The following is a 26227-nucleotide window of genomic DNA, read 5'->3' on the forward strand; positions in this document are numbered from 1 at the left end:
GAAGGCGTGACGGAGTTGGGTGCGGCCGGTGGCAGGATGGTGGCATGACTGACTTCGAGCTCAACTGGGATTCCGTCGCCCCGCTGTTCGCGGCGATCGCCGGCGAGGACCGCACCTACACCCCGCACGAGGGATCGGGGAATGCGGACGCCACGGTCCTGGCGATTGCCACGGGCGACGTCCCGCAGCCGCCCAGGCTTCCCGAGGGCGGAGGGATCTCGGAGGCGCCCCTGGGCGAGTACGACGTCGTCGAGCTCACCATCTGGGGTCGGCCCGCGGCCCAGGGGCGCATCGCGTTCGGAGACGGCATCGCGGCGATCGGCGGCTTCGGCTTCGCGGCCGACGACGCCGACGGGCGGCTCGGGGCCGCGGTGGTCTCCGCCCTGGCGGAGGAGGCCTTCCTCGAGGGCGCGGAATGGCTCGTGACGATCGTGGAGGGCGACTCAGCGCAGACGCCGCCCTTCCTCGCCGAAGGATGGGCCGAGGCCGGGAAGCTCAGCGTCGGCTAGCGGACGGGGAAGCCTGCGGCCCGGATGGCCGACTTGACCTGGCCGATCATGTCCACCGGGCCGAAGTGGAACATCGACGCCGCGAGGACGGCGTCAGCGCCCGCCTCGATGGCCGGCGGGAAATGCTCGGGCTTCCCAGCACCGCCGGAGGCGATGATGGGCACCGCGACCGCCGCGCGGATGAGGCGGATCAGCTCGAGGTCGAAGCCCTCCTTGGTGCCGTCGGCGTCGATCGAGTTCAGCAGGATCTCACCCACGCCGCGGTCGGCGGCCTCCTTGGCCCAGGCCACGGCGTCGATCCCGGTGCCCTTGCGGCCGCCGTGGGTCGTGACTTCGAAGCCCGAGGCGGTCGCGGTGTCCCCCTGGACGCGCCGCGCGTCCACCGAGAGCACCAGCACCTGCGATCCGAAGTGCCTCGTGATCTCGTCGATCACCTCGGGGCGCGCGATGGCGGCTGTGTTGATGGACGCCTTGTCCGCGCCCTCGCGCAGGAGGCGGTCGACGTCGTGCACTCCCCTGACGCCGCCGCCCACCGTCAGCGGGATGAAGACCTCCTCGGCGGTGCGGCGCACGACGTCGAAGGTGGTCTGGCGGTCGGAGGAGGAAGCCGTGACATCGAGGAAGGTGAGCTCGTCGGCCCCCGCGCGGTCATAGCGGTGGGCGAGCTCGACCGGGTCACCCGCGTCGCGGAGGTTCAGGAAGTTCACTCCCTTGACGACGCGACCGGCATCGACGTCGAGGCAGGGGATCACGCGGACGGCAACAGACATGGGGGCCCTCCTAGATGCGGCAGGCGTGGATGCTGCTGACGAGGATCGCACGTGCGCCCAAGTCGTACAGCTCGTCCATGATGCGGTTCGTCTCGCGCTTGGGGACCATTGACCGCACCGCCACCCACTCGGAGTCACGCAGCGGCGAGACGGTCGGCGATTCGAGGCCGGGGGTCAGCGACGCGGCGCGCTCCACGAGGTCCTTGCGGACGTCGTAGTCCATGAGCACGTACTGGCGGGCCACGAGGACGCCCTGGAGCCGGCGGATGAGCACGTCGATCGCCGGGAGGGAGTGGCCCGTCCGGCCGATCAGCACGGCCTCCGACTTCAGCAGCGGTTCCCCGAAGACCTCCATCCCGGCGGCCTTGAGCGTGTTGCCCGTCTCGACGACGTCTGCGATCGCGTCGGCCACGCCGAGCCGCACCGAGGATTCCACGGCGCCGTCGAGCCGGACGACGCGCTCGGCGGAGATTCCCCGCTCGCCGAGGTAGCGGCGCACGAGCCCGTCGTAGCTTGTGGCGATGCGCTTGCCCTCGAGCTCCTGGAGGCTCGTGAACTGCCCGACCGGGCCAGCGAAGCGGAACGTGGACGCCGCGAAGCCGAGGGACAGGAGTTCCTCGGCCTCGACCTCGGCGTCGAGCAGCAGGTCACGGCCGGTGATGCCCACGTCAAGCGTTCCCCGGCCCACGTAGACTGCGATGTCGCGCGGGCGGAGGAAGAAGAACTCGATGTCATTGTCCGGGTCGACCATGACGAGTTCACGGCCGCCCTCGCGGCGCTGGCGGTACCCTGCCTCGGCGAGCATGGACGAGGCGGATTCGGAGAGGGATCCCTTGTTGGGAACGGCTACACGGAGCATGGCGGGCTTTCTGGGCGGAGTGACGAGGGAGGCGGCTGGCGCCGCGGGGCTGCCGGTGCTGTGCGACCGCCAGCGCCCCGCGGCTACAGATGCCGGTACACGTCCTGGAGCGTGAAGCCCTTGGCCACCATGAGCACCTGCACGTGGTAGAGGAGCTGGGAGATCTCCTCGGCAGCCTCCTCATCGGACTGGAACTCGGCGGCCATCCACACCTCGGCGGCCTCTTCGACGATCTTCTTGCCGATGCCGTGCACTCCGGACTCCAGTTCGGCGACGGTGCGTGATCCAGCCGGGCGGGTCTCGGCCTTCTCGCTGAGTTCGGCGAACAGTGTCTCGAAATCCTTCACCGTTCTACCCTACTAGAGCGAGCGGAGCGTTACGGCCGTCAGGAGCGCGGCCGTGGTCGCCTCGTGGCCCTTGTCCTCCTTCGACCCGGGAAGTCCCGCCCGCTCGATGCCCTGCTCTTCGGTGTCGCACGTGAGCACGCCGAATCCCACGGGGATCCCGGTGCGGACTCCCACCTCGGTGAGGCCCACCGTGGCCGCCTCGCACACGTACTCGAAGTGCGGCGTCCCTCCCCGGATCACGACGCCGAGCGCCACGACGGCGTCATGCGTCTCCGCGAGCTTCACCGCGGCGACGGGGAGCTCGAAGGCCCCGGGGACGCGGACGACGGTGGGCGCGTCGATCCCCGCCTCGGAAGCGGCGCGGCGGGCGCCCTCGAGCAGCCCGTCCATGATCTGCGTGTGCCAGCTCGCCGCCACGATCGCGAGGCGGAGCCGGGCAAGCTCGGGATTGTCGAGGGAGAGGGTGGGGGCGCCGTGGCCGCTCATGCATAGTCCTTCGGGTAGGGAAGGGTGCCGGGTGCATCCCGGCGCCCTGTGGTGTTCAGGGGCGTCACTCAGGGTCGCCGGAGACCCGGAGCCCCGCTTGGCGGTCGAGCGTGAGGAGGTGCTCCATGCGCTCCTTCTTGGTCCGGAGGTAGTGCAGGTTCTCCGCCCGGGAGGGCACCTCCGCCGGCACCATCTCGACCACGTGGACACCGGCCTTGGCCAGCCGGCGCTTCTTGTCGGGGTTGTTGCTCAGGAGCCGGATGCTCGTCTGGCCCATCTCGGCGAGGATCTGTGCCGCTGCCCGGTACGAGCGGGCGTCCACGGGCAGGCCGAGCTGCTCGTTCGCCTCGACCGTGTCGTACCCGGCCTCCTGCAGTGCGTAGGCCCTGATCTTGTTCGCCAGGCCGATGCCGCGCCCCTCGTGGCCGCGGAGGTACAGCAGCGTTCCGCCCTGGTCCCGGATGAGGCCGAGCGCGTAGGCCAGCTGCTCGCCGCAGTCGCAGCGGTAGGAGCCGAAGACGTCCCCCGTGAGGCACTCGGAGTGAAGGCGCACGAGCGGTGCGATGCCAGGCGGCGGCGGGGCCGGCGAGCTCACCGCGAGGTGCTCCGCACCCGTCTCCTCGTCCAGCCATGCCTGGGCCACGAACTCGCCGAACGCGGTGGGCAGCTTGACGACGGGGCCCCCGCTGACGGTGTGGGCAGTGCTCATCCGATTCCTCCCTGCGCGGCCCGCACCGTGGCCACATGGTCGACGAGGTCCTCGATCGAGATGAGCGGGCATCCGTGGGCGTCGGCGAACTCACGCAGTGCGGGCAGCCGCATCATCTCGCCGTCGTCATGGACGACTTCGGCAATCACGCCCACGGGGGCCAGGCCCGCGAGCCGGCACAGCTCGACGGCCGCCTCCGTGTGGCCCTGCCGGGCCAGCACACCGCCGTCGACGGCACGGAGGGGGAAGATGTGCCCGGGCCGGGTGAAGTCCGCCGGGGACGAGGAGGCATCCGCGAGGGCTGCCACGGTCATCGCGCGGTCCGTTGCGCTGATCCCGGTGGTGATCCCCACGCGCAGGTCGCACGAGACCGTGTAGGCGGTGCCCTTCGCGTCCTGATTGTCCTCGACCATGGGCGGCAGGGCGAGCCGGTCCGCGGTCTCGCCGGGCATCGGCACGCAGATGACGCCGGAGGAGTATCGGATGGTCCAGCCCATCAGGGCCGGCGTGGCGTGCTGGGCGGCGAAGATGATGTCGCCCTCGTTCTCGCGGTGCTCGTCGTCGACGACGAGCACCGGGCGTCCGGCCCGCAGCGCGTCGACGGCGGCGTGGACGGGCTCGAGGCTGATGGCGTGCAGTGTGTGGGTCACAGCTGGGCCTCCTGGATCTGGGCACCGAACGAGAGAAGCCGGGCCGTGTACTTGGCGAGGACATCAACCTCGAGATTGACCGCCGCACCGACAGGCTTCTCGCCCAGTCCGGTCTCGGCAAGGGTTGCCGGGATGAGGCCCACTTCGAACCACTGCTGGTCCTCGTCGGGGCCGCTCACCGCGGTGACCGTGAGGGAGACGCCGTCGACGGCGATCGACCCCTTCTCGGCCACGTAGCGCGAAAGGTCGGCAAGAACCGAGAACCGCAGGCGGTTCCAGTGATCGAGGGGCTCGCGCTCGAGGAGGGTGCCGACGCCGTCGACATGGCCCTGGACCACATGCCCGTCGAGCCGGCCCCCGGCGGGGACACACCGCTCGAGGTTGACGTGGTCCCCCGCCGCGAGCCCGCCGAGGGTGGTGCGGACTAGCGACTCGCCCATGACGTCGACCGTGAACCGATGGCCGTCATTCGTCACCGCGGTGAGGCAGCAGCCGTCCACCGCCATCGATCCGCCCAGGGGCAGGTCCCGCGCGAGCGTCGGCGCGGTGAAGGTCAGGACGGCGCTGCCGTCGGCCAGGCGGACGTCCTCGACGGTGCCGCGCTCGGCGATGATTCCGGTGAACATCAGAGTCCCTCCTGGGGGAGTGCGTCGTGGGGCGCCGCGTCGGGGTGCGCGGCCGGGGCAAGGTGGAGTCGGAGGTCGCAGCCGAGGCGGCGGACGGCCCCGCCGCCGGACTCGTCCCAAGTCCAGCGCTGCGCGTCGGCGAGCGTGCGGACCCCGAGATCGGTCACGGCGTTCTTCCCCGAGCCCAGAATGGTGGGCGCCTGGTACACGATGAGCTCGTCGACGAGGTTCGCGCTGAGGAAGGCGGCGATGATACGGGCCCCGCCCTCCACCATGACGTGCCGCACGCCCTGATCGAACAGCCGGGAGAGGGCCGCAGCGGGATCCTGGGTGCGCAGGTGAACGAACCGCCCGTCGTCGCCCCGCACGGCCGCGTCGTCGGGCACTTCGCGCAGGCCCATCACTGCCCTCAGCGGCTGGTGGTCGGCCAGCTGCCCATCCTCGGTCCGGGCCGTGAGCCTCGGATTGTCCACGGCCACGGTCTGGCTCCCGACGAGGATGGCATCGATTCTGGCGCGGATCGCATGGTTGTCCGCAAGCGACTCGGGGCACGTGATCCACTGGCTCGTGCCGTCCTCCGCCGCGATCCGCGAGTCGAGCGTCTGGGCCAAGTGGAGCGTCACGAAGGGGCGGCGGGCGGCGACCGCGCCGAGCCATTGGCGGTTGAGTTCCGTTGCCTCGCCGGCGCGGACTCCCCCGATGACGTCGATGCCCGCGGCGCGCAGTGTTCCCGCTCCCCCGCTCGCGGCATCGTGGGGATCGTCGATCGCGTAGACCACGCGGGACACCCCCGCGGCGATGAGGGCCTGGGCGCAGGGACCGGTGCGGCCCGTGTGGTTGCACGGCTCGAGCGTGACGTACATCGTTGCGCCCGTCAGGTCGATGCCCCCGCGTGCCGCATTGGCGATCGCGTCCGCCTCGGCATGCGCGGTGCCCGCACCGCGATGCCAGCCCGACGCCAGTACCTTGCCGTCACGGCCGACGGCGACCGCACCCACAAGCGGGTTGGCGCCCCTGACGCCGTGGATCGCCAAGCCGAGGGCCTGATCCATGAAAGCGCCGTCGGCCGGCACCTTGGAGTGGCCAGCAGAGGCGGCTCCTCGGCGCATCGTGTCCGGCACCGTGTGCGGGGCGCTCATGCGGCCACCGCCTTGGCCGGTCCCGCCATGGGGAACTGCGCCGTCAAGAGCCACTGCATGAAGTCCATCGCAACCATCCTTCCCTTCACCGCAGCGGCTCCGGGGTTGCGACAGACGCGGCGCGCCGAACGGACTCTATCCGCGGCGCAACGCATACTGCACGTGCTTCTCCCATCCAGACTTTGACTGTCGGTGCCGGAATTCCACCGGCTCAACCGGCATCCCGCTCGGAAGCAGGGTGCCGGGTCGCGGACTATCACCGCCGGTTCGGACTTTCACCGACCCCGGAGCACGTATCTTCGTTGGTTCAGCCGCTGCTCTGCCGTCACGATAGGTGACGGTTCAACCAAGCGGCTTGTCCCATTGTGCCACACATACCGCACATCCGGGGTGTGCCGCGTCACCTACGGCTCACGATGACTGGACCCGGCCCCGGGCGGCGCCTTCCGCGAGCCCACGGAGCTGCTCGACGGCCGCCCCCGGATCATCGGCACCGTAGACGGCCGACCCTGCCACGAACACGTCGGCACCCGCCTCCGCCGCGCGCTCGATCGTGGAGGCCGAGATGCCGCCGTCGACCTGGATCGCGACCTTCGCCCCGGAGCCGTCGACCGCGGCCCGGGCCCGGCGGATCTTCCGCAGGGTCAGGTCCAGGAAGGATTGGCCCCCGAACCCGGGCTCGACCGTCATGACCAACAGCATGTCCAGCTCGGCGAGCATGTCCAGGTAGGGCTCGACGGCGGTTGCCGGTCGCAGCGCCATCCCCGCCTTCGAGCCCCTCGCACGGAGTTCCCGCGCAAGCTTGACGGGGGCGGTGGCCGCCTCCGCGTGGAATGTCACAGAGGCAAGGCCGAGGTCCGCGTACAACGGCGCCCAGCGGTCGGCGTCGGCGATCATGAGGTGGGCATCGAGCGGGACCGCACTCACCGCCTGGATGCGCTCCACGACGGGCAGGCCCAGCGTGAGGTTCGGCACAAAATGGTTGTCCATCACGTCCACGTGCACGGCGTCGGCGGTCTTGATCCGGCCCAGCTCGGCCTCGAGGTTGACGAAGTCTGCGGACAGGATGCTGGGGTGGATGCAGCAGCTCACTCAGGACTCCTCGGTCGTGGCAGCGGGAAGCTTGCGGAACAGGGCCAGGAACATCGCGTCGGTCTGATGCACATGGGGCCACAGCTGGGCGGTGCGCTCGTGGCCTGCCCCGAGGGGGCGGAGTGCCACGGCGTCGAGTGCGGCCCCGGCGTCGAGGAGTTCGACGTCGTGCCGGCGCTTGAGAGCGTCGGCGACCACCGTGGTCGTCTCGGCCGGGTGCGGCGAACAAGTGATGTAGCCGACCACGCCGCCCGGGGCCGCCGCGTCGATGGCCGCATCCAGGAGGTCGCGCTGGAGCGGGCCGAGCTCCGCCAGGTCTCCCGGCGTGCGGCGCCAGCGCGCCTCCGGTCGCCTCCGCAGGGCTCCCAGCCCGGTGCAGGGCACGTCGGCAATGACCCGGGCGAACTGGCCCGCCAGCTCGTGGCCGAGATCGCGGCCGTCACCGGTATGCACTTCCCACGCCGCCTCGGGCACCGGGCGGAGTGCCTTGCGCACCAGGTCCGCACGGTGCGGAGCAGCCTCGTTCGCCAGGAGGGTCGCCCCCCGTTCGGCGGCCAGTGCCCCCAGCAGCGCCGCCTTCCCCCCGGGGCCCGCACACAGGTCCAGCCAGCGCTCGGCGCCGGCGGCGCCCTTCGCAGTCTCGCCGGGGCCCGCAGCCCCGAGGGGGACAGCGGCGACGGCACGCGCCACGAGCTGCGAGCCGACGTCCTGGACCCGCACTGTGCCTTCGCGGACGGCCGACCAGCGTCCCAGGTCTCCCCCGCCGGACAGCGCCGAGCCTTCCACCAGGTCGCCGGGCTGGGCGCCGGCTTCGAGCGCGTCCTCGAGCTTCCCGACGCCCGGCAGGGCGATGAGGTTCACGACGGGTGCCGCATTGTCCGCCTCGAGGAGGGCGTGCACCTCGTCTGCGGCACGGCCATGCGCCACGAGGGACTGCCGGAGGGCCCGCACGATCCACGCCGGGTGCGCGTAGTCGATCGCGTCCCGCTCGGCGGCATCGTCTTTGGCGGCAGTGAGCTCTGCCGTCCACGCCGCGAGGTCCTTCCCACTCACCCGGCGCAGCACGGCGTTCACGAGGGACGAGGGGCCCGCCCCGATCACTGCCCGCGTGAGGGCAACAGTCTGGTTGAGCGCGGCGTGGGGCGGCACCCTCATTCCGAGGAGCTGGTGCACGCCGAGGCGCAGGACATCGAGCACGGCAGGGTCCAGCTGCGCGAGCGGACGGTCCACGTTGAGGGCGAGGACGGCGTCGTACGTCCCCTGCCATCGCAGGGCCCCGTAGGCGAGCTCGGTGGCGAAGCCTGCGTCCCGGCGGTCGAGATGGTGGTGGCGCACCCGCTGCGGCAGGACGAGGTTGGCGTACGCGTCATCCCTGGACACCGCGCGGAGCACCTCGAAGGCCACGAGGCGCGCCGGATCTGCAGAGCGTGAACGCTGGCGCGGCGCCTGCTCGCTGAACTGCCGCCGGCCATGCCCTCCGCGATTCCGCTCCCGGCCCTGCGCGTCGCGGCGACGCTCCGGGCGGCGGCCGCCGCCCCCTCCGCCGTCGCCTCGGCGGGAGCCTGACGCACGCTCGTTCATCCCAGCACCGTCCCTTCGATGTTCCCTGCGCCGCGAGCCCAGTCGGCGGCCGCCATCATCTTCTTCCCCGCGGGCTGGACCCGCGTGAGCTCGAGCGCATGCGTCCCCGTGCCGACTACCAGGCTCTTGTCTGCCCAGGCAAGATGTCCCGGCTCGATCCCTTCAATATCAGGGCGAAGCCGAGGGGGCTCCAGTTTGAACCGGTCAGCGCCCAGCATCGTCCACGCGCCGGGCTCGGGAGTGACCCCGCGGGCGCGGCGGTGGAGGGCTACGGCGGGCAGCGACCAGTCGAGCCTGCCATCCTCGAGCGTGAGCTTCGGCGCGAACGTCGGCTCGCCAGCCTGTGGCCGCGGCTCGAGCCGCCCTTCTGCCACGCCGGTAAGCGTCTGGGCCAGCAGCTCGGCTCCCGCGTCCGCAAGCTGCGCGAGGAGCTGCCCGCTCGTTGCCTCCGGCCCCGGCGTGAGGGCCACCGTCCCGAACACGGGGCCGGTGTCGAGGCCCTCCTCAAGCCGGAAGGTGGACGCACCGACGACGTCGTCGCCGTGGATCACCGAATACTGCAGAGGGGCCGCCCCACGCCACGCAGGGAGCAGCGAGAAGTGGAGGTTGATCCAGCCGTGGCGCGGAATGGCCAGGGCAGCAGGAGGCACGATGCCGCCATACGCGACGATTGCGGCGGCCTCGGGCGTCCACTCCTGAAGCCGGGCCACGACCTCTGGCGTGATGCGCGCGGCCTTGAGCACCGGGATCCCGAGCTCCTCGGCCCGGGCGGCCACGGCCGAGGGCGTGATGGCACGCTTGCGGCCTACCCGGGCGTCCGGCCGTGTGAGGACCCCGACCACAGTGAACCCCGCCAAGACGAGGCGGTCCAGCGAGGGCACCGCGACGTCAGGAGTTCCCGCGAACACAATCCTCACGAGGCGCCGCCCGCGCCGAACGCCGCGCCTCGCACTTGGCCGGCCCCGAACGCGGAGCCCACGTGGTCCGATCGCTTCGACAGGGTGTCCTCGACACGGCTGCGGTAGTCGATCGCGCGGATGGCGCGCAGGGCTGCACGGCGGTCGTCACCCTCCAGCCGGTCCGGGAACAGGACTCCGTCGAGGTGGTCAGTCTCATGCTGCACGATGCGCGCCAGGAGACCCTCGGCGGGGAATTCCACCGGGTTCCCCTCCTTGTCCGAGCCGGTGACGAGGGCCTGCGCGCGCCGGCGTACCGGGAAGGCCACGCCGGGGATGCTCAGGCATCCCTCGACCATGTCGTCCTGGTACTCCTCGGACAGCGTCAGCACAGGATTCACGACGTGGCCACGCTCCTGACCGATCTGGTAGGTGAAGACGCGCTTGCTCACACCGACCTGCGGCGCCGCGAGCCCCGCGCCGTCGACGTCCTCCATGGTCTCCAGCATGTCCTCCACGAGGCGCGTGAGCGCCGGTCCGAAGTCCGTCACCTCCTCGGCCACCGTGCGGAGCACGGGATCGCCGATGATCCTGATGGGCAAGACGGCCATGATGCGGTGCCTTTCTCATGGAGCGGGCGCTCGGCCCGCGCTCGCGGAGGAATCGGGGTGCCGGAGAGCCGGCACTGCCTTTCAAGTCTAGGCGGCGCGTCTCAGGCGCCAGCGGCTATAGCGCTATGCGGCTGGGGGCGGCGGCAGCGGGAGGAGTGTCCGGCCGGCGGCGGCAGCCTCCACCCGCGCACCCCACACCCTGCGCAACTGGCAGAACGTGAGCCAGTGGTGCCGCCGGACCTCCGGATTGACGCGGACTGCCGCGTGCTCCGTCTCGCCGACGGCCACCGCGATGAGCAGCGGGTCCTCGCCGTAGGCCCAGGGCTCCCATGTGCCCGCAGAGGAGTCGACGACGCTCTCCTCCGCCTTCATCCCAGCCACGAGCTGCATCGCGACCTTGTCGTCCAACGCCTTGACGCGCCCGTCCCGGGACGTGCCCTTGGTCTTGTAGTCGATGAGGCAGACCCGGCCGTTGATGCGCGCCACGAGGTCCAGCGTCCCTGCATACCCGAGCGTGTGGTTCCAGACCGTGAGCTCGGCGGCGAGCGGTTCGACCGAGAAGGATTCCCACCAGCGGTCCACGCTGACGGCGAACCCCTCCTCTCCCTTCTCCCGCAGGGCTTCGAGTGCCTCGGCCACGCGGTCGGGACGGCCAAGAGCGCGCAGGGCCACCTGCTCGGCATAAGCGTGGACGCGGTCGCCGCGCTCGGCGGCCGACCTGGCGTATGCCTCGGACGCATCGACAGCGGTCCGCACGAGGCGCCGCATCTGGGAGGGGTCGGCCATGAGGGCCCCGAGCTCGGGGTGGTCCGCCACGTGCTTCGCCGCCATGTAGCTGCGCCAGCCGTCCAGCTCGACCGGCTGCTGCGCGATCACCGTGGTGATCGACGGGACGCTCGGCGGCTGGTCAGCCGAGCGCCGGTACATGCGTCCGAAGCCGTCGGGAGAGGGGACTGCGAGCTCCGGTGCTGTCATGGACACACCCTTTCATGACGGTCCGACAGTCTTGACACGAGAAGGACCCCCGGACATGTCCGGGGGTCCTCGGTGTGGGCGATACTGGGTTCGAACCAGTGACCTCTTCGGTGTGAACGAAGCGCGCTACCACTGCGCCAATCGCCCGTCCGCCTCAGCCCTTATCCGGCCTGCGGCGCCCTCCGACTGTAGCCCACATGCCAGCCGAGGATCAAATCAGAGCGCTGCCCCGGCGCCCAGATCCGGTCCCCTGGGCCCCCTTCGCGGCGCACGCTGCCAGCCCCTCTCGGATTTGTCGAAAGGCCATCCCGTCCTATACAGTCGTTACTCGTTGAAGCGCGCCCCGGATGCGGAAAGCACGGGACGTTGCGACGGCCTGCGGACGTAGCTCAGTTGGTAGAGCACCACCTTGCCAAGGTGGATGTCGCGAGTTCGAGTCTCGTCGTCCGCTCGCAGGACACTGTCGAAGCATCCTCGTGATGCCTACACGGTGGGGTGGCCGAGAGGCGAGGCAGCGGCCTGCAAAGCCGTATACGCGGGTTCGAATCCCGTCCCCACCTCGGTGGACACCTGCTCCCTTGACGGGAGTGAGGGCGATTGGCGCAGCGGTAGCGCGCTTCCCTGACACGGAAGAGGTCACTGGTTCGATCCCAGTATCGCCCACGGCGGAGCCCAGCGCTCCCCCTGCGGACGTAGCTCAGTTGGTAGAGCACCACCTTGCCAAGGTGGATGTCGCGAGTTCGAGTCTCGTCGTCCGCTCTGCTCGCGTTAACGCCATCGGAACCCTCCAGGGCGCACGCTGCACACAACAGAACACGGGCGATTGGCGCAGCGGTAGCGCGCTTCCCTGACACGGAAGAGGTCACTGGTTCGATCCCAGTATCGCCCACGGCGGAGCCCAGCGCTCCCCCTGCGGACGTAGCTCAGTTGGTAGAGCACCACCTTGCCAAGGTGGATGTCGCGAGTTCGAGTCTCGTCGTCCGCTCTGCTCGCGTTAAACGCCACCGGGACCCTCCAAAGCGCACGCGGCACACAACAGAACACGGGCGATTGGCGCAGCGGTAGCGCGCTTCCCTGACACGGAAGAGGTCACTGGTTCGATCCCAGTATCGCCCACCACTCCCTCGAAGGCGCCCGGCGGGCGCCTTCGCTGTCTCCCCGCGGCCTAACCCGGCTTCTCCTTTCGCAGAACGCAAGCCGTCCGCTGACAGCGGAACGGTACCCGCCGCAGAGCGGTTGGATTGACTCCCTCCGATGACTACCATCGTGGACAGGAGGGGCGCTGTAGCCCCGGGAGTGAAAGGAGGTGGCCGTGTCTTTTCTGGACGACATAGAGGGCAAGGCTGAAGGGCTCATCGGCGACGACAGGACCGGCGGCAGATTCGCTGATCAGGTCAAGGGAGTCCAGTAGGTCGCCTCCGACGATGTGAGCGGTCTGGCCCAGGGCAGTGCCCAGCCTGACCCGCAGCACCGAAGCCTCCTGCTGCGGCCCGCCGAGGGCCTCGGAGCAGCCCCGAGAATCGTCACTGAGTGCCGGCACCGCCGAGAGGCGGGGCCGGCACTTGGCGTTTCAGGACGGCTCGTGGCTCTGGGCCTCCCGCGCGAGAGCGGTGAGGCGTGACACTGCGCGGAAGTACTTCTTCATGTAGCCGCCCGCCATCATCTCGGGCGTGAAGAGCTCGTCGAACGGCACCCCGGACGCGAGGATCGGCACGTCCTTGTCGTAGAGGCGGTCCGCGAGCACGACGAAGCGCAGCGCCGTCGCCTGGTGCTGGATCGTGCGGACGTCCTTCCACACGATCCCGTCGACCCCATCGATGAGCTGGCGGTAACGGCTCGGATGGACTCCCGCGAGGTGCTTCAGCAGGGCCGCGAAGTCGTCGACAGCAACCAGGCCGCCGTCGAACTCCGCATTCATCCTCGCGTCCAGTTCGGCGTTGGACAGCGGGGCGGGCGCGGCCGGGAGGCCGCGATGGCGGTAGTCCTCGCCGTCGATCCGGATGACGTCGAACTGGTCGGCCAGGACCTGGATCTCGCGCTGGAAGTCGACGGCGGCGAACCGGCCCTCGCCGAGGGAGCCGGGCAGCGTGTTCGAGGTCGCGGCGAGCTTGACCCCCGCGTCGGCGAGCTCGCGCATGAGTCGGGACATGAGGACCGTATCGCCCGGGTCGTCGAGCTCGAACTCGTCGATGCACACGAGCTTGTACGAGCTCAGGGCTTCGACCGTCTTGCGGAAGGAGAGGGCGCCGACCAGGTTGGTGTACTCGACGAACGTCCCGAAGGCCTTGGGGCCAGGGACTGAGTGCCAGAGCGAGGCCAGGAGGTGGGTCTTCCCCACTCCGAAGCCCCCATCGAGGTACACCCCGGCGCGGGTCTTGGGCTTGGAACCGAAGATCCTGGAGAGCAGGCCTCCGTTGGACGTGCCGACTCCGTCTGCGAAGGCCTCGAGCGCCTTGACTGCTGCCGCCTGGCTCGGCTGGGCCGGATCGGGGCGGTAGCTCGAGAAGGAGACTTCACCGAAGCGGGGCGACGGGTGCAGGCCGGTGAGCAGTTCCTCGACGGACACTCGGGGCGTGCGGGTAGTGAGGTGTTCGACAGTCGCCAACGATTCCGTCCGGGGTGAGGGGTCACAGGGCCACCGGCCAGCATATCGCGGTGGCACCCGATCACCCCTTCGCGTGTGCCGAACACCACAGGCAGCACAGCGGCCCAGCGCAGGTGTGCCATGTTGCGCTGCGTGACAGGTCACGGTCGGGGCAGCCCCGCACCGGCCGCCCGATGGCTACGCTGGAAGAGACCACTCAGGAGCGTGGCCCCTGCCCCCGTCCGGCAGCCACGCGCCCTGGCTCAGCCGAGCGAAAGGCACCCCATGAGCTACCCCCTTGACAGCAGCGAGAAGTTCGCCGCGTATGCCCATCCTGAGCGACTCGTCTCCACGGAGTGGCTCGCCGAGCAGCTCTCGTCCGGCGCACTCGCGAGCGGGAAGCTCGCCGTGGTCGAGTCCGACGAGGATGTGCTGCTGTACGAAACCGGGCACATTCCCGGAGCGGTCAAGATCGACTGGCACACCGATCTGAACGACGACGTCACGCGCGACTACATCGAGGGTCCTGCCTTCGCCGAGCTCGCGGCGTCCAAGGGCATCTCCCGTGACACGACCGTGGTGATCTACGGAGACAAGTCCAACTGGTGGGCCGCATACGCACTGTGGGTCTTCACGCTGTTCGGACACGAGGACGTCCGGCTGCTCGACGGCGGCCGCGACAAGTGGATCGCCGAGGGCCGTGAGCTCACGACTGAGGCGCCGTCGCCCACACGTGGCGAGTACCCCGTCGTCGAGCGCAACGACGCCCCCATCAGGGCGTTCAAGGACGACGTCCTCGCCCATCTCGGCAAGCCCCTCATCGACGTGCGCTCTGCGGACGAGTACTCGGGCAAGCGCACCCACATGCCTGCCTACCCTGAAGAGGGCGCGCTCCGCGGAGGCCACATCCCCACCGCTGCCTCCATCCCCTGGAGCCGCGCGGCGGCTGAGGACGGGACCTACAAGTCGCGTGAGGAACTGGAGTCGCTCTACCTCGGGGAGGCCGGCCTGGCTCCCGGGGACGATGTCGTGGCGTACTGCCGCATCGGCGAGCGCTCGAGCCACACCTGGTTCGCGCTGAAGTACCTCCTCGGCTTCGACACCGTCCGCAACTACGACGGCTCGTGGACAGAGTGGGGGAATGCGGTGCGGGTTCCGATCGTGAAGGGTGAAGACCGAGGGACGTGGCCGCTCAGCTGAGGCGCGGCACGCTGGCACCCCGGTGCAAGGAGGCGGATAGGGCGACGTGGCCGCTCAGCTGAGGCGCGGCACGCTGGCACCCCGGTGCAAGGAGGCGGATAGGGCGACGTGGCCGCTCAGCTGAGGCGCGGCACGCTGGCCCCCCGGTGCAAGGAGGCGGAGAGGGCGACGTGGCCGCTCAGCTGAGGCGCGGCACGCTGGCCCCCCGGTGCAAGGAGGCGGAGAGGGCGACGTGGCCGCTCAGCTGAGGCGCAACGGAAGGTCACACAGGGCCCTGCCCACGGCGAACGCGCGCCGTGAGGCGGGGCCCTGCGCGTACGCTTGAAGGGATGAGCACGAATACTTTGCCCGCCGCACTGGCGGAGATCGTCACAGACTTCCAGGCCGTCGAAGAACGCGACAGGCTCCAGCTCCTCCTCGAGTTCTCCCAGGCACTCCCCGAGCTGCCTGAGCGCTACCGGGACCACCCTGAGATGCTCGAGCAGGTGGTGGAGTGCCAGTCGCCGCTCTTCATCACGATCGAGACGGAGCCTGCCGCGGCGGGTGCGCCGGCAGAGTCGGGCCCCGCGATCCGTCTGTACTTCTCGGCCCCCGCCGAGGCGCCCACGACGCGCGGATTCGCTTCGGTCCTCCACGAGGGCCTCGACGGTCTGACTGCGCAGGAGATCCTCGCGGTGCCGGATGACATGCCGGAGGAACTGGGCCTGACGCGCCTCGTGAGCCCGCTGCGCATGCGTGGCATGGCCGCGATGCTCGCGCGTATCAAGCGCAAGGTCCGCGGGGAGTGCCAGCTGGGCGCCTGACGTGGCCAAGAAGCAGCGGCCGGGCTCCGGGCAGGGGCCGGGCACTCCCGCCACGACGGCCCTCGACGCCGCAGGGGTGGTGTACACCGCCCGGACCTACTCCCATGACCCGTCGGTGGCGAGTTACGGATTGGAAGCGGCAGAGGCACTGGGCGTGGAGCCCGAGCGGGTGTTCAAGACGCTCATGGTCGAGGTGGCTGGCAGCGGGGGCACCCAGCTGTGCGTCGCCGTCGTCCCTGTCACGGGAAGCCTGGACCTCAAGGCGGCCGCAGCGGCCTTCGGCGCCAAGAAGGCAACGATGGCAGATCCGGCCGCTGCGGAGCGGCGCAGCGGCTATGTGCGCGGCGGAATCTCGCCCCTCGGACAGCGCCAGCATTCCCCCACCGCCGTCGACGAATCGGCGCTCGGGCACGAGACCGTGCTCGTCTCCGGTGGACGGCGGGGATTCGACCTCGAGCTGGCCCCCGGCGACCTCGTGCGGCTGACCGGTGCCGTCGTCGCGCGCCTCGGCAGCAGCTAGCGCGCGCCGCCCGGTGCTCGCCGCGGTGCGAGCACGTCCGAGAGCCACGAGCGCACCGCGTTGTCCCAGCGCTGCGGGTCGACGTTCCACTCCTTGGTGTGCAGGGCATGCCGGAACGTCTCGAGCGTCACCATCTCGGGATTGCGCTTGGCGAGCTCGAGGGAGGGCCCGACGGGCACGAACTCGTCGTCGACGCTGTGCAGTACGAGGGTCGGAGTGCGCAGCTCGACGGCGCGCGCGACCCAGTCCATGGCCTTGAAGTCGAGCGGGGCAGCGAGGCCGGTGAGCCTTCGGCCCCACGCCTGCCCGAGGAGCAGCTGGCCGAAGCGGCCGACGCCGGAGGGGATGCGGTTAAGGTGCGCCTGATGGGCGAGCACATCGACCCAGTCCACGACCGGTGCGTCGAGCACGAGGCCACGGACGGACTCTCGCAGCATCGAGGAGTCCGCGGTCCGGAGGCTGATCGCCCCGCCCATCGACCATCCGAAGAGCACCACGTCGCGTGCTCCGGCGCCGAGTGCATAGCGGATCGCAGCCTCCACGTCACGCCATTCGGTCATCCCCAGGCCGTACCGGCCATCCGGCGTTGCGGGGGCGTCCCCATCGTTCCGGTAGGAGACGAGCAGGCTGGGCATGCCCAGGGAGTGCGCCGTGGGAACCGCACGGAGCCCCTCCTGCCGCGTGGCCCCACGGCCGTGGACCATGATCGCCCACGTGCCCTTCGCCTTCTTGGCGGGCACGAGCCACGCCGGCGCCGGGCCCACGTCGAGCGGGAGCGTGACGTCCTCGTACTCGAGGCCGAGGTCCGCGGGCGTGGAGTAGACGACGCCGCTCCAACGGGCCCGGACGGCCCTGCTGAGGTCGCCCGAGTACTCGGAGACGACGGGGCGGGTCACCGTGGACTCCTCGGGGCTGTAGTCCACGAGCCGGCCGACGCGGACGTGCCCTGCCCCTCGGTCGAAGAAGAGGCTGTACTCCCCGTCCACCCGGGTTTCCTCGGTGGCCCGGAGGATGACCCGACGTTCCGGGCCCTCGCCCTGGACGGCGAGGATCTCCTGGTCCTCGGGCCTGACCCGCTCGGGCGTCACCACCCGGCGCGCGAAGTACGCCGCGAGCGCCGAGCTCGAGGCCGCGACGGCCGAGGTCAGAGCGAGTGCGCCGCCAGCCCCGGCCAGGGCCCACAGCGCGCGCGGCAGCGGCTCGTCGGCGGCGGACGGCGGAGTGCGCCATGGCGTGCGCGCGGGCTCGATGCTCTCTCGGGCGGGCATGGAACCCATTGTGGCAAACGATCGCGGGTGAAACCGCGCCGCCATGCCTCTCCCCCACGGCACATCGCCTGCCATAGTCTGTCCCCATGAGCGCCCCGATCCTGATCCTGACCGAAGTCGCACTGGGCCCGAGCGAGCGCAAGGCCGTCGAGGGCCTCCTCAGCGAGGGGTCCAGGCTCGAGGTTCTCGTGCCTGCCGGCCGCAAGCGCCGCCTGGTGGTGGATTTCCTCGACCATCTCTCGCTGCTCGAGTTCGGCAAGGCCGTCGAGGGGCTCTCGGACCGTGGGCCGAGCCCTGAGATTGCGCGTTCACTCGCCCAGACAGCCCTTGATACCTCGCTCGCCGCACTCGAGGGGCTCGGGGCCCCTGTCACCGGCAGCGTCGTCGAAGGCGATCCCGTGCGGGCGCTCGCCGACAAGGCGGCCGCCGGTGGAGCAGAGCAGGCGGTTGTCGTGACCCTTCCCCACGCGATCGAGGACACCTTCCACACCGATTGGGCCAACCAGGCACAGCGCAGGCTCGGCATCCCGGTCCTTCACCTCTACGCCGGAACGGGATTCATCGGCGACTCCTGAGCGTTGGAACAGTCATGGACACCACGCCTTCCACACCTGACCCCGCCACGACGAAGGTCCGCAAGACCGACGAGGAATGGCGGGAGACCCTCACCCCGGAGGAATACCGCGTGCTCCGGCAGGCCGGCACTGAGCGTGCCTACACCGGCGAGTACTGGGACTCCCACGTCAAGGGTTCCTACCGCTGCCGCGCCTGCGGCGCTGAGCTCTTCACGAGCGAGGAGAAATTCGACTCGCACTGCGGCTGGCCCTCCTTCTGGGCACCCCTCGCCGAGGACCGGGTGGTCTACCTCCACGACCGCAGCCTGGGCATGGAGCGGGTCGAGGTCCGCTGCGCCGCGTGCGACTCGCACCTCGGGCACGTGTTCGAGGGCGAGGGCTACGACACCCCGACGGATCAGCGCTACTGCATCAATTCGATCTCGCTCACCCTCGTCCCGGAGGCAGACTGATCCCAGGGAGAGCCGAGAGGGGCACCGGAAACCCCGGCTGCCGGTCGGGGCGGACGCAGCGCCGAGGATCAGCTCCCGTCCGCCTCGCGTCTTGGCGACGCCGACGAGCAATAGTCTTGCTGATGCTCGGACCGATTGAGACCTAGTCACCCGGCCATCTCGCTACGCTTCGGAGAAAGCAGGGCACCGCGGTTCCCCCCGACGGTGCCGGCCCATCCCGCAGACGAAAGCGAGACTGAGATGACCGCACAGGCCATGGCGCCCGCCATCGCGTCCGACCCCCAGCTCCCGGCCCAGCAGGACCCCGCCTGGCTGGCCCTGAAGGCCGCCGCCATCGAGTTCCAGGGCTTGCAGGCCCAGGACGGCTCCGTGCCCGAGCCTTCCCACCACGCCCGCGCCGCCCAGCTGGTCGACACGGTGATCGCGGGGGTTGCCGCCCTGGCGCCCCGGTTCCCGCACGACGACGAGTACCTCCGCCTGCTCCAGGCCGACTTCCGCGCCTGGGAGGCTTCCGGGTTCGGCGTGCCGGACTTCCTCGACTCGCTCATGGCCTTCCAGCCGCAGCAGCACCGCGTCGACGGCCTGCAGCACGTCGTGGTGTTCCCGATGTACACCCAGAACGGCAGCCGCAGCCGGTTCGTCGAAGCCGTCCTCGTCGAGGTGGTGTGGCCGGAGTTCGTGGGTGAGCTCGAGGCCGGCGAGTACAGCAACAAGCTGTTCGTCCCGATCCGCTTCCTCGACTTCACCCCCGGATACGCGACCAACTCGGCGGTCCTCTTCCCCGAGACGGTGGCAATGCGCGAGATCCCCACCTTCACGTGGGGCGCCATCTTCGCCGACCGCGAGGCTGCCCGCTTCCGCCGCGTCCTCAACGCCGCCGCCAAGGTCACGAACCTCGAGCTCCCCGCAGACGCCGCCGAACTCGTCGCCGACCAGAAGCTCGCCCAGGAGACCTTCGTCATGTGGGACCTGATCCACGACCGCACCCACATGCGCGGCGACCTCCCGTTCGACCCGTTCATGATCAAGCAGCGCATGCCCTTCTTCCTGTACTCCCTCGAGGAGCTGCGCTGCGACCTCACCGCGTTCCGCGAGTCCGTGAAGATCGGGCGCGACGAGACGGCGGCTCCCGAGGCGCGCCGGCATGCGAAGCTCGTGCAGTACGCCGTGATCTTCGACCGCATCTTCCGCTTCGCCATCACCGGCGGCCGTGTGCGCAACTACGACGGCCTGGGCGGCCAGCTCCTGTTCGCATGGATGCACCAGCACCATGTCCTCCACTGGACGGACACGAAGCTCGCGATCGACTGGACGCAGGTCCCGGAGGTGGTCAGCGCGCTCGGCGACGCGATCGACGAGCTCTACTGGCGTTCCATCGACCGGCCCAAGGTGGCACACTGGCTCGCAGCGTACGAGCTCGTCTCCTCGACGGTGACGCCACACCCTGCCTCCGTGTGGGCCAAGGGGCCGGACGCCCTGCCCCTGGCCGGGACGGCGCGGGAGATCACGGATCAGGTGATGGACGACGAGTTCCCGCTGTCCATGTTCTACGAAGCACTGGAGAAGAAGATGCGCGGAGTCATCGAGTCCACCGCCGGCATCACCGGCGATACTGCCCTGCCCGAGGCCACGGAATGACAGAGGCGCCGAGCGCAGGCACGGGGCAGCCCGTAGCCCAGACCGCCGGTGCACGGGGTCCCGAAGCACGTAGCACGGTCGTGGTCGCGGGGGCCGCCTCGGCCTCGGGCCGCGCGGCGGTGGCTGCCCTGCGCGCGGCCGGTGCCGTCCCGATTGCCGTCGGATCCAGCGCCGACCACCTCGCCGAGGCGTTCGGCGACCCTGGAGCCGGAGTGCCCCAGCACGTCTGCGACCTCGCGGATTTCGCGGCGACGCAGGCCCTCGCACGGGAGGTCCGGGAACGCTTCGGCGCGGTCGACGGCGTCGTCCACCTCGTGGGGGGATGGCGCGGCGGTGCGCCGTTCGCGCAGCAGAGCGACGCCGACTGGGAGTTCCTCCTGCGGTCCTTCACGACGCTGCGCAACACCTCGCGCGCCTTCTTCGAGGACATCGCGTCCTCGCCCTGCGGACGCTTCGCCATGGTGTCCACGAACACCCTGGCGCGGCCGAGCGCCGCGAACGCGAACTACCAGGCCGCCAAGGCCGCAGCCGAGGCGTGGACCCGGTCCATGGCCCAGGGGCTCGCGCTGCGCCAGTCGAAGCGGCCCGAGAAGGACGGCGGCCCGCTCCCCCAGACCAGTGCCGCCGTCGTGTTCGCCGTCAAGGCACTGCTCGACGATGGGATGCGCGAGCAGAACCCCGAGCGCGCCTTCACCGGCTACACCCATGTCGATGTCCTCGCGGACCACGCCGCAGGCCTGTTCTCGCGCGATGCGGCCGAGCTCAACGGCTCGCGGATCGACCTCACCTCCTGAGACGACAACCCGTTAGGCAATACTTTGACAGTGACCTCCCCCTCCTTCTCCACGCCTGCCCCGTCCGTTCCCGGCACCCCGTCCGGCTCGCCGGCAGGGTGGCCTCTGCACGACCCCACGGTGCGCGGCTTCGCCTCGGACAACTACTCGGGCGTCCACCCCGAGGTCCTCGCCGCCCTGGCTGCGGCGAATGGCGGCCACCAGGTCTCCTACGGCGAGGATGAGTACACCGAGCGGCTCAGCGACGTCATGAAGGGCCTCTTCGGCGCGTCCGCGGAGTCCTTCCCGGTCTTCAACGGCACCGGTGCGAATGTCGTGTCGCTCCAGTCCCTCGTACCGCGCTGGGGTGCCGTGGTCTGCGCAACGACGGCACACATCAACGTGGACGAGAACGGTGCCCCGGAGCGCGTGGGCGGCCTCAAACTCCTTGCCGTCCCCACCGAGGACGGCAAGCTGACCCCCGAGCTCATCGACAGGGAGGCCTGGGGATGGGGCGATGAGCATCGGGCGCAGCCGCTCGCGGTCTCCCTCACCCAGACCACCGAGCTGGGCACCCGGTACACGGCCGAGGAGGTGACGGCGATCGCGGAGCACGCGCACTCCCTCGGCATGAAGGTCCACATGGACGGGGCGCGGCTTGCCAATGCCGCGGCGGGCCTCGGCAGCGACGTCCGCGCATTCACGTCCGATGCCGGGATTGACGTGCTCACCTTCGGCGGGACGAAGAATGGGCTGCTCTTCGGCGAGTGCGTGGTGGCGCTCGCGCCCGAGACCGCGCACGCGCTGAAGTACCTGCGCAAGATGGACATGCAGCTGGCCTCGAAGATGCGCTTCATCTCGGCCCAGTTCCTCGCCCTTCTCGAAGGCGGGCTGTGGCTTCGCTCGGCCGCCCACGCGAACGCCATGGCCCAACGGCTCCGCAGCGCCGTCGAGGGGCTCGACGGCGTCGAGCTCACCCAGCCCACCGAGTCCAACGGGGTCTTCGCGATCCTGCCCGACGGCGTGGCGGACCGGCTCCGCGAGCGGTTCCGGTTCTACGACTGGGATCCCGCGCGCCGCGAGGTGCGGTGGATGTGCTCGTTCGACACGAGCGAGGACGACGTGGACCGGTTCGCCGCCGCGCTTCGCGAGGAACTCGGAAGGTAGGAGGCGCACGGCCCCGTGCTTCCGCGGGAGTAGCGGGATCTACTCCTGCGGGGGCACGACTGCCGGGGCCCCAGACGCGCAGCATGGACTCATGACATCGGCACGCGCGAATGAGGTCACCATGTCCACGCCAACGGCTCTCGACTCCGTCGTCCTGCTCCGCCGGTCCCTCGAAGCCCTCAGCGCCCTCGGCGCGCAGTTCCTGCTCGGCATGGGCGCCAACCTTTTCGGCTCGCCTGAGGACGCCGCGGGGGGTGCGCGGATCGCGGCCGGGATCGTCCTCGGCCTGCATGCGCTCGTGGGGCTCGGGCTCGTCGTCGTGGGCATCCGCGTCCTGACGGCCGCCCGCAGGCTCGACGTCGAGAGCACGACGGCGGTCTGGGCGCTGGCCGTCGTCGTGCTCACCTTCCTCGCGGGCCTGGGCACGATGATGACCGGCAACGACTGGCTCTCGTTCGCCATGTCCGTGGGGTTCGCCGTCACCGCCGCGCTGTACGTCCGGACCCTCCTCGCAGCTGCCCGCATCGAGTCCCGCAGAGTCTGAGCGGCCGCCGCCCCTCGCGGCGCCCGGGTCGCGGCGTGCCGCTCCCCCGAGGGCACGGGGCGCCAGCGTAGCCTGTGAACTGTGACCGCGTTAGCACAGCTGCCCGCGGAGTTCTCCGCAGCCCTCCGCTCGATGCGGGGTGCCGCGGGTGCCTCCCGGCCCTCGGGCCTGCACCTCGAGGAGATCCCGGCACCCGCACGGCTGGCCCCGTACGCCGTGGCCCTCGAGGCCGAGATCTGCGAGGGCGAGGAGGAACTCGCGAAGGGCCGCTTCATCCTCCTCTACGACCCGGAGCCGCCGGCTGTGTGGGAGGGAACGTTCCGCGTCGTGACGTACATCCGCGCCCAGCTGGAACCCGAGATGGGCAATGACGCCCTGCTCGGATCGGTGGCGTGGACGTGGCTCGTCGAGTCGCTCGAGAAGCACCACGCGGACCGTGTCGCCGCGGGTGGCACGGCCACCCGCGTCCTGTCCGAGAGCTTTGGGACCCTCGCCGGCCGCCCCGACACGATCGACATCGAACTGCGCGCCTCGTGGACACCCACGGGCCCCGAGCTCAGCTCGCACCTCGACGCCTGGTGCGACATGGTCGCGACGTTTGCCGGAGTCCCACCGCTGCCCGCCGGCGTCGCCGTCCTCCCCCGGCGCCGCCGAGGCCAGGAGACCCGCTGACTGGGCCCGGCGGCCCGACCGGCGGCGCTAGACTGGCGGAATCATGACCGCACAGCCCGAGGACCAGTCCGCGAAAGGAGCGGGCAGCGCGCCCCAGGAGGGGCCCGAGGCTTCTCCGCCCGCGCCGAGCATCATGGTCGAGGGCTTCGCGGAGCCCATTCCCGCGGTCGTGGAGCTCGAGGAACCACGTGACGGCATTCCGCTCGTGATCTCGACCCAGGAGGGTCTTGAGCGGGCCGCCGCCGCCCTCGCAGCGGGGACAGGCCCTGCCGGAGTCGATGCCGAGAGAGCCTCCGGGTTCCGCTACGGGCAGCGGGCCTTCCTCGTCCAGATACGCCGCGAGGGCGCCGGAACGTGGCTGATCGACCCCGAGCCGTTCGAGAGCCTCTCCATCGTCAATGCGGCCCTGTCAGGGGTCGAGTGGATCATCCACGCCGCCACCCAGGACCTCCCCTGCCTGGCCGAGCTGGACATGTGGCCCGACCGGCTCTTCGACACCGAACTCGCCGCACGTCTGGCCGGCCTGCCACGGGTCGGCCTCGCCGCCGTGGTCGAGCAGATGCTCGGCTACAGCCTGGCCAAGGAGCACTCCGCCGCAGACTGGTCCACGAGGCCCCTGCCGGAACCGTGGCTCCGATACGCCGCGCTCGACGTCGAGGTGCTCGTCGAACTGCGCGACGAGCTGGCCGAACTCCTCGAGGCCCAAGGGAAGCTCGGCTTCGCCGAGGAGGAGTTCGCCGCCGTCCTCGCGGCGGGAGTACCGGCTCCGCGCGTCGATCCGTGGCGCCGGACCTCCGGGGTGCACCAGATCCGTGACCGGAGGCAGCTTGCCGCCGTGCGGGAACTCTGGCTCGAGCGGGACGCCTTGGCCCAGGCCCGGGACATCGCCCCGGGCAAGCTCGTCCCCGATTCAGCGCTTGTCGCGGTCGCCCGCGCGATGCCCACGACCGTGCCGCAGCTGCTCACGACCAGGGGCTTCCACGGACGTGCGGCGCAGCGCGAGGCACCCCGGTGGCTCCGCGCCATCATGACGGCGCGGAACCTGCCCGACGACGAGCTCCCGCCCCTGCATCTGCCCAGCTCCGGGCCTCCGCCGCCTCGTGTGTGGGACGACCGCGACCCTGCGGCTGCGGCGCGGTTCAAGACGGCCCGCCCCCGTGTCGCCGCGCTCGCCGATTCCCTGTCAATGCCCACCGAGAACCTGCTGACGCCCGACCACCTGCGCCGAGTCGCCTGGCGTCCCCCGGAGCCCCTCACAGCGGAGTCGCTTGCTGCCGCCCTCAGAGCACTGGGCGCCCGCGAGTGGCAGATCGGCCTCGTCGGCCCCACGCTCCTGGAGGCCTTCAAGCACCCGGAACCGCTTGCCGCGCGCAAGGGCCACGGAGCCGACAGCGCTCCTGCCGGTGAGCCGGCACCCCACGACTCCTAGGCCGCGGTCCCTGCCCTTTCCCCGCACGCGGGGACCCGTGCGCGGGATGGCACCCCATTGCACAGTAAGTTACTCACAAGTAACATCGGTCGCAGAGGGCACCTCATCCGCCCGTCACCCACGCAAGGAGCCGCCCATGTCCAGCAGGCATGTCCGGGACGTCGTCTTCGTCGACGGCGTCCGCACCCCGTTCGGCAAAGCCGGTGAGAAGGGGATCTACCACGGCACCCGCGCCGACGACCTCGTGGTGAAGACCATCCGTGAGCTGCTGCGCCGCAACCCCTCCCTCCCCTCCGGCCGCGTCGACGAGGTCTCGATTGCCGCAACGACCCAGACAGGCGATCAGGGCCTCACGATCGGACGCACCGCGGCACTCCTCGCGGGCCTGCCCCGCACCGTCCCCGGCTTCGCGATCGACCGCATGTGCGCCGGCGCCATGACGGCGGTGACCACCACAGCGAGCGGCATCGGCGTCGGGGCCTACGACGTAGTGATCGCCGGCGGCGTCGAGCACATGGGCAACCATCCGATGGGAGCCGGGGCCGACCCGAACCCCCGCTTCATGTCCGAACGCCTCGTGGACCCTGCCGCGCTGAACATGGGCAACACGGCCGAGAACCTGCACGACCGCTTCCCGGCCATCACCAAGGAGCGGGCCGACGCCTACGCCGTGGCGTCCCAGGCGAAGCTGGCCGCGGCGTACGAGGACGGGAAGATCCAGCCGGATCTTGTGCCCGTCGCGACCCGGCGCCCCGGCGAGGGCTTCGGCCTCGCAACCGTGGACGAGCCGCCCCGCCCGGGCACCACCGTCGAGGACCTGGCAGGCCTGCGCACGCCGTTCCGCGCTCACGGCCGCGTGACCGCAGGCAACGCCGCCGGGCTCAACGACGGCGCGACGGCGTGCCTGCTCACCTCAGCGGAGACGGCCGAGGAGCTCGGGCTCGCCCCCAAGATGCGCCTGGTCTCGTTCGCGTTCGCCGGGGTCGAACCCGAGGTCATGGGCATCGGGCCCGTGCCTGCCACCGAGAAGGCGCTCGCGAAGGCCGGACTGTCGATCACGGACATCGGCCTCTTCGAGATCAACGAGGCCTTCGCCGTCCAGGTCCTGAGCTTCCTCGACCACTTCGGCATCGCCGACGATGACCCCCGCGTCAACCGCTACGGCGGCGCGATCGCCGTGGGGCATCCCCTCGCCTCCTCGGGAGTGCGCCTCATGACCCAGCTGGCCCGCCAGTTCGCCGAGGACCCCTCCGTCAGGTTCGGCATGACCACCATGTGCATCGGGCTCGGCATGGGCGGCACGGTCATCTGGGAGAACCCCCATCACCCCGACTACCGGAAGGGCGAGTGAA

The 26227-nt window shown here is 70.5% G+C and carries 28 protein-coding genes, 8 tRNA genes and 1 riboswitch; of the genes, 20 read left to right on the plus strand and 16 right to left on the minus strand.

Features of this window, described 5'->3' with window-relative positions:
• Positions 1-44 precede the first annotated feature (44 nt).
• A complete protein-coding gene (locus IE231_RS01420) occupies positions 45-509 on the plus strand; it encodes a hypothetical protein (RefSeq protein WP_189692138.1) in 465 nt (154 codons plus the stop codon).
• Here the strand turns inward: IE231_RS01420 and hisF are convergent.
• From hisF to IE231_RS01490, 14 genes are all read right to left on the minus strand, one after another.
• Positions 506-1279 carry an imidazole glycerol phosphate synthase subunit HisF gene (hisF, locus tag IE231_RS01425; RefSeq protein ID WP_189692139.1) on the minus strand — a complete coding sequence of 258 codons (774 nt, stop codon included), beginning with the start codon at positions 1277-1279 and terminating at the stop codon, positions 506-508. The two genes, IE231_RS01420 and hisF, sit on opposite strands and share 4 nt — an antisense overlap.
• 10 nt (positions 1280-1289) lie before the next feature.
• Positions 1290-2138, minus strand: a complete 849-nt coding sequence (gene hisG / locus IE231_RS01430; RefSeq protein WP_189692140.1) for an ATP phosphoribosyltransferase — start codon at positions 2136-2138, stop codon at positions 1290-1292.
• 83 nt (positions 2139-2221) lie between these two features.
• Positions 2222-2485, minus strand: a complete 264-nt coding sequence (locus tag IE231_RS01435; RefSeq protein ID WP_189692141.1) for a phosphoribosyl-ATP diphosphatase — start codon at positions 2483-2485, stop codon at positions 2222-2224.
• A 12-nt stretch (positions 2486-2497) separates the two neighbouring features.
• Positions 2498-2971 (minus strand): 6,7-dimethyl-8-ribityllumazine synthase, encoded by a 474-nt coding sequence (ribH, locus tag IE231_RS01440; protein ID WP_189692142.1) that lies wholly within the window; start codon positions 2969-2971, stop codon positions 2498-2500.
• A gap of 64 nt (positions 2972-3035) precedes the next feature.
• Positions 3036-3680, minus strand: a complete 645-nt coding sequence (gene ribA / locus IE231_RS01445; protein WP_189692143.1) for a GTP cyclohydrolase II — start codon at positions 3678-3680, stop codon at positions 3036-3038.
• On the minus strand, positions 3677-4330 hold the full coding sequence (ribB, locus tag IE231_RS01450) for a 3,4-dihydroxy-2-butanone-4-phosphate synthase (RefSeq protein WP_189692144.1): 654 nt from the start codon (positions 4328-4330) through the stop codon (positions 3677-3679). Before ribB ends, ribA begins: the two co-directional genes overlap by 4 nt.
• Complete coding sequence (locus IE231_RS01455; protein WP_189692145.1) at positions 4327-4956, minus strand: riboflavin synthase; 630 nt, start codon at positions 4954-4956, stop codon at positions 4327-4329. Before IE231_RS01455 ends, ribB begins: the two co-directional genes overlap by 4 nt.
• Positions 4956-6065 carry a bifunctional diaminohydroxyphosphoribosylaminopyrimidine deaminase/5-amino-6-(5-phosphoribosylamino)uracil reductase RibD gene (gene ribD / locus IE231_RS01460; protein ID WP_189692304.1) on the minus strand — a complete coding sequence of 370 codons (1110 nt, stop codon included), beginning with the start codon at positions 6063-6065 and terminating at the stop codon, positions 4956-4958. The genes IE231_RS01455 and ribD overlap by 1 nt, the downstream gene beginning before the upstream one ends.
• 189 nt (positions 6066-6254) lie before the next feature.
• Positions 6255-6391: riboswitch (FMN riboswitch) on the minus strand.
• Between the two features lie 115 nt (positions 6392-6506).
• A complete protein-coding gene (gene rpe / locus IE231_RS01465) occupies positions 6507-7187 on the minus strand; it encodes a ribulose-phosphate 3-epimerase (RefSeq protein ID WP_189692146.1) in 681 nt (226 codons plus the stop codon).
• Positions 7188-8768, minus strand: coding sequence for an RsmB/NOP family class I SAM-dependent RNA methyltransferase (locus IE231_RS01470; protein WP_189692147.1), 1581 nt, complete (start codon positions 8766-8768; stop codon positions 7188-7190).
• Positions 8765-9685: a methionyl-tRNA formyltransferase gene (gene fmt, locus IE231_RS01475; RefSeq protein WP_189692148.1), complete on the minus strand. Its 921-nt coding sequence runs from the start codon at positions 9683-9685 to the stop codon at positions 8765-8767. Before fmt ends, IE231_RS01470 begins: the two co-directional genes overlap by 4 nt.
• Positions 9682-10275, minus strand: coding sequence for a peptide deformylase (gene def, locus IE231_RS01480; protein ID WP_189692149.1), 594 nt, complete (start codon positions 10273-10275; stop codon positions 9682-9684). Before def ends, fmt begins: the two co-directional genes overlap by 4 nt.
• Before the next feature lie 123 nt (positions 10276-10398).
• Positions 10399-11250 carry a cytochrome gene (locus IE231_RS01485; protein WP_189692150.1) on the minus strand — a complete coding sequence of 284 codons (852 nt, stop codon included), beginning with the start codon at positions 11248-11250 and terminating at the stop codon, positions 10399-10401.
• A 75-nt stretch (positions 11251-11325) separates the two neighbouring features.
• Positions 11326-11397: transfer RNA gene (locus IE231_RS01490), tRNA-Val, on the minus strand.
• Between the two features lie 231 nt (positions 11398-11628).
• On the opposite strand from IE231_RS01490, the gene IE231_RS01495 reads away from it, so the two are divergent.
• The 7 genes from IE231_RS01495 (at position 11629) to IE231_RS01525 (ending at position 12369) form a co-directional block, all read left to right on the plus strand.
• A tRNA-Gly gene (locus IE231_RS01495) sits at positions 11629-11701 on the plus strand.
• A 38-nt stretch (positions 11702-11739) separates the two neighbouring features.
• Positions 11740-11810, plus strand: a tRNA-Cys gene (locus tag IE231_RS01500).
• A gap of 31 nt (positions 11811-11841) precedes the next feature.
• Positions 11842-11913: transfer RNA gene (locus IE231_RS01505), tRNA-Val, on the plus strand.
• Between the two features lie 23 nt (positions 11914-11936).
• Positions 11937-12009 (plus strand) — tRNA-Gly (locus tag IE231_RS01510).
• A gap of 58 nt (positions 12010-12067) precedes the next feature.
• Positions 12068-12139: transfer RNA gene (locus IE231_RS01515), tRNA-Val, on the plus strand.
• A gap of 23 nt (positions 12140-12162) precedes the next feature.
• A tRNA-Gly gene (locus IE231_RS01520) sits at positions 12163-12235 on the plus strand.
• 59 nt (positions 12236-12294) lie between these two features.
• Positions 12295-12369, plus strand: a tRNA-Val gene (locus IE231_RS01525).
• A gap of 451 nt (positions 12370-12820) precedes the next feature.
• On the opposite strand, the gene zapE is transcribed toward IE231_RS01525, so the two are convergent.
• Positions 12821-13855, minus strand: a complete 1035-nt coding sequence (gene zapE / locus IE231_RS01530) for a cell division protein ZapE (protein WP_189692151.1) — start codon at positions 13853-13855, stop codon at positions 12821-12823.
• A gap of 264 nt (positions 13856-14119) precedes the next feature.
• Between zapE and IE231_RS01535 the strand changes: the two genes are divergently transcribed.
• The 3 genes from IE231_RS01535 to ybaK all read left to right on the plus strand — a co-directional run bounded on the left by IE231_RS01535 (position 14120) and on the right by ybaK (position 16357).
• A complete protein-coding gene (locus IE231_RS01535; RefSeq protein WP_189692152.1) occupies positions 14120-15034 on the plus strand; it encodes a sulfurtransferase in 915 nt (304 codons plus the stop codon).
• Positions 15035-15363: 329 nt separating this feature from the next.
• Positions 15364-15837, plus strand: a complete 474-nt coding sequence (locus tag IE231_RS01540) for a SufE family protein (RefSeq protein WP_189692153.1) — start codon at positions 15364-15366, stop codon at positions 15835-15837.
• A 1-nt stretch (position 15838) separates the two neighbouring features.
• Complete coding sequence (gene ybaK / locus IE231_RS01545; RefSeq protein ID WP_189692154.1) at positions 15839-16357, plus strand: Cys-tRNA(Pro) deacylase; 519 nt, start codon at positions 15839-15841, stop codon at positions 16355-16357.
• Here the strand turns inward: ybaK and IE231_RS01550 are convergent.
• Entirely contained in the window at positions 16354-17634 is a 1281-nt protein-coding gene (locus tag IE231_RS01550; protein ID WP_374189389.1) for an alpha/beta hydrolase family protein, read from the minus strand. The genes ybaK and IE231_RS01550 overlap by 4 nt on opposite strands.
• Before the next feature lie 77 nt (positions 17635-17711).
• On the opposite strand from IE231_RS01550, the gene IE231_RS01555 reads away from it, so the two are divergent.
• The 9 genes from IE231_RS01555 to IE231_RS01595 all read left to right on the plus strand — a co-directional run bounded on the left by IE231_RS01555 (position 17712) and on the right by IE231_RS01595 (position 26226).
• On the plus strand, positions 17712-18200 hold the full coding sequence (locus IE231_RS01555) for a hypothetical protein (RefSeq protein ID WP_189692156.1): 489 nt from the start codon (positions 17712-17714) through the stop codon (positions 18198-18200).
• A 14-nt stretch (positions 18201-18214) separates the two neighbouring features.
• A complete protein-coding gene (gene msrB / locus IE231_RS01560; protein WP_189692157.1) occupies positions 18215-18652 on the plus strand; it encodes a peptide-methionine (R)-S-oxide reductase MsrB in 438 nt (145 codons plus the stop codon).
• A gap of 255 nt (positions 18653-18907) precedes the next feature.
• Positions 18908-20290, plus strand: coding sequence for a DUF6421 family protein (locus IE231_RS01565; RefSeq protein WP_374189397.1), 1383 nt, complete (start codon positions 18908-18910; stop codon positions 20288-20290).
• On the plus strand, positions 20287-21084 hold the full coding sequence (locus IE231_RS01570; protein ID WP_189692159.1) for an SDR family NAD(P)-dependent oxidoreductase: 798 nt from the start codon (positions 20287-20289) through the stop codon (positions 21082-21084). Before IE231_RS01565 ends, IE231_RS01570 begins: the two co-directional genes overlap by 4 nt.
• Before the next feature lie 105 nt (positions 21085-21189).
• Positions 21190-22230, plus strand: coding sequence for a threonine aldolase family protein (locus IE231_RS01575; protein ID WP_189692305.1), 1041 nt, complete (start codon positions 21190-21192; stop codon positions 22228-22230).
• A gap of 91 nt (positions 22231-22321) precedes the next feature.
• Positions 22322-22774 (plus strand): hypothetical protein, encoded by a 453-nt coding sequence (locus IE231_RS01580; protein WP_229866419.1) that lies wholly within the window; start codon positions 22322-22324, stop codon positions 22772-22774.
• 81 nt (positions 22775-22855) lie between these two features.
• On the plus strand, positions 22856-23446 hold the full coding sequence (locus tag IE231_RS01585; protein ID WP_189692160.1) for a DUF3000 domain-containing protein: 591 nt from the start codon (positions 22856-22858) through the stop codon (positions 23444-23446).
• A gap of 43 nt (positions 23447-23489) precedes the next feature.
• On the plus strand, positions 23490-24875 hold the full coding sequence (locus tag IE231_RS01590; protein ID WP_189692161.1) for an HRDC domain-containing protein: 1386 nt from the start codon (positions 23490-23492) through the stop codon (positions 24873-24875).
• Positions 24876-25011: 136 nt separating this feature from the next.
• The gene (locus IE231_RS01595; RefSeq protein ID WP_189692162.1) at positions 25012-26226 is read left to right on the plus strand and encodes a thiolase family protein; all 1215 of its coding nucleotides are present in this window, start codon (positions 25012-25014) and stop codon (positions 26224-26226) included.
• Position 26227 lies beyond the last annotated feature (1 nt).

Source organism: Sinomonas cellulolyticus (assembly GCF_014656475.1).
In the GTDB taxonomy this organism is placed as follows: Bacteria; Actinomycetota; Actinomycetes; order Actinomycetales; family Micrococcaceae; genus Sinomonas; species Sinomonas cellulolyticus.

Bases quoted from the DNA above. Each gene is read 5' to 3' on its own strand.
- IE231_RS01540 (WP_189692153.1), top strand. From the start codon at position 15,364: ATGAGCACGAATACTTTGCCCGCCGCACTGGCGGAGATCGTCACAGAC.
- ribH (WP_189692142.1), bottom strand. From the start codon at position 2,971: ATGAGCGGCCACGGCGCCCCCACCCTCTCCCTCGACAATCCCGAGCTT.
- def (WP_189692149.1), bottom strand. From the start codon at position 10,275: ATGGCCGTCTTGCCCATCAGGATCATCGGCGATCCCGTGCTCCGCACG.
- IE231_RS01455 (WP_189692145.1), bottom strand. From the start codon at position 4,956: ATGTTCACCGGAATCATCGCCGAGCGCGGCACCGTCGAGGACGTCCGC.
- hisF (WP_189692139.1), bottom strand. From the start codon at position 1,279: ATGTCTGTTGCCGTCCGCGTGATCCCCTGCCTCGACGTCGATGCCGGT.
- IE231_RS01470 (WP_189692147.1), bottom strand. From the start codon at position 8,768: ATGAACGAGCGTGCGTCAGGCTCCCGCCGAGGCGACGGCGGAGGGGGC.
- IE231_RS01420 (WP_189692138.1), top strand. From the start codon at position 45: ATGACTGACTTCGAGCTCAACTGGGATTCCGTCGCCCCGCTGTTCGCG.
- hisG (WP_189692140.1), bottom strand. From the start codon at position 2,138: ATGCTCCGTGTAGCCGTTCCCAACAAGGGATCCCTCTCCGAATCCGCC.
- IE231_RS01535 (WP_189692152.1), top strand. From the start codon at position 14,120: ATGAGCTACCCCCTTGACAGCAGCGAGAAGTTCGCCGCGTATGCCCAT.
- IE231_RS01565 (WP_374189397.1), top strand. From the start codon at position 18,908: ATGGCGCCCGCCATCGCGTCCGACCCCCAGCTCCCGGCCCAGCAGGAC.
- IE231_RS01485 (WP_189692150.1), bottom strand. From the start codon at position 11,250: ATGACAGCACCGGAGCTCGCAGTCCCCTCTCCCGACGGCTTCGGACGC.
- IE231_RS01550 (WP_374189389.1), bottom strand. From the start codon at position 17,634: ATGGGTTCCATGCCCGCCCGAGAGAGCATCGAGCCCGCGCGCACGCCA.
- ribA (WP_189692143.1), bottom strand. From the start codon at position 3,680: ATGAGCACTGCCCACACCGTCAGCGGGGGCCCCGTCGTCAAGCTGCCC.
- IE231_RS01570 (WP_189692159.1), top strand. From the start codon at position 20,287: ATGACAGAGGCGCCGAGCGCAGGCACGGGGCAGCCCGTAGCCCAGACC.
- ribD (WP_189692304.1), bottom strand. From the start codon at position 6,065: ATGCGCCGAGGAGCCGCCTCTGCTGGCCACTCCAAGGTGCCGGCCGAC.
- IE231_RS01555 (WP_189692156.1), top strand. From the start codon at position 17,712: ATGAGCGCCCCGATCCTGATCCTGACCGAAGTCGCACTGGGCCCGAGC.
- IE231_RS01580 (WP_229866419.1), top strand. From the start codon at position 22,322: ATGACATCGGCACGCGCGAATGAGGTCACCATGTCCACGCCAACGGCT.
- IE231_RS01595 (WP_189692162.1), top strand. From the start codon at position 25,012: ATGTCCAGCAGGCATGTCCGGGACGTCGTCTTCGTCGACGGCGTCCGC.
- msrB (WP_189692157.1), top strand. From the start codon at position 18,215: ATGGACACCACGCCTTCCACACCTGACCCCGCCACGACGAAGGTCCGC.
- IE231_RS01590 (WP_189692161.1), top strand. From the start codon at position 23,490: ATGACCGCACAGCCCGAGGACCAGTCCGCGAAAGGAGCGGGCAGCGCG.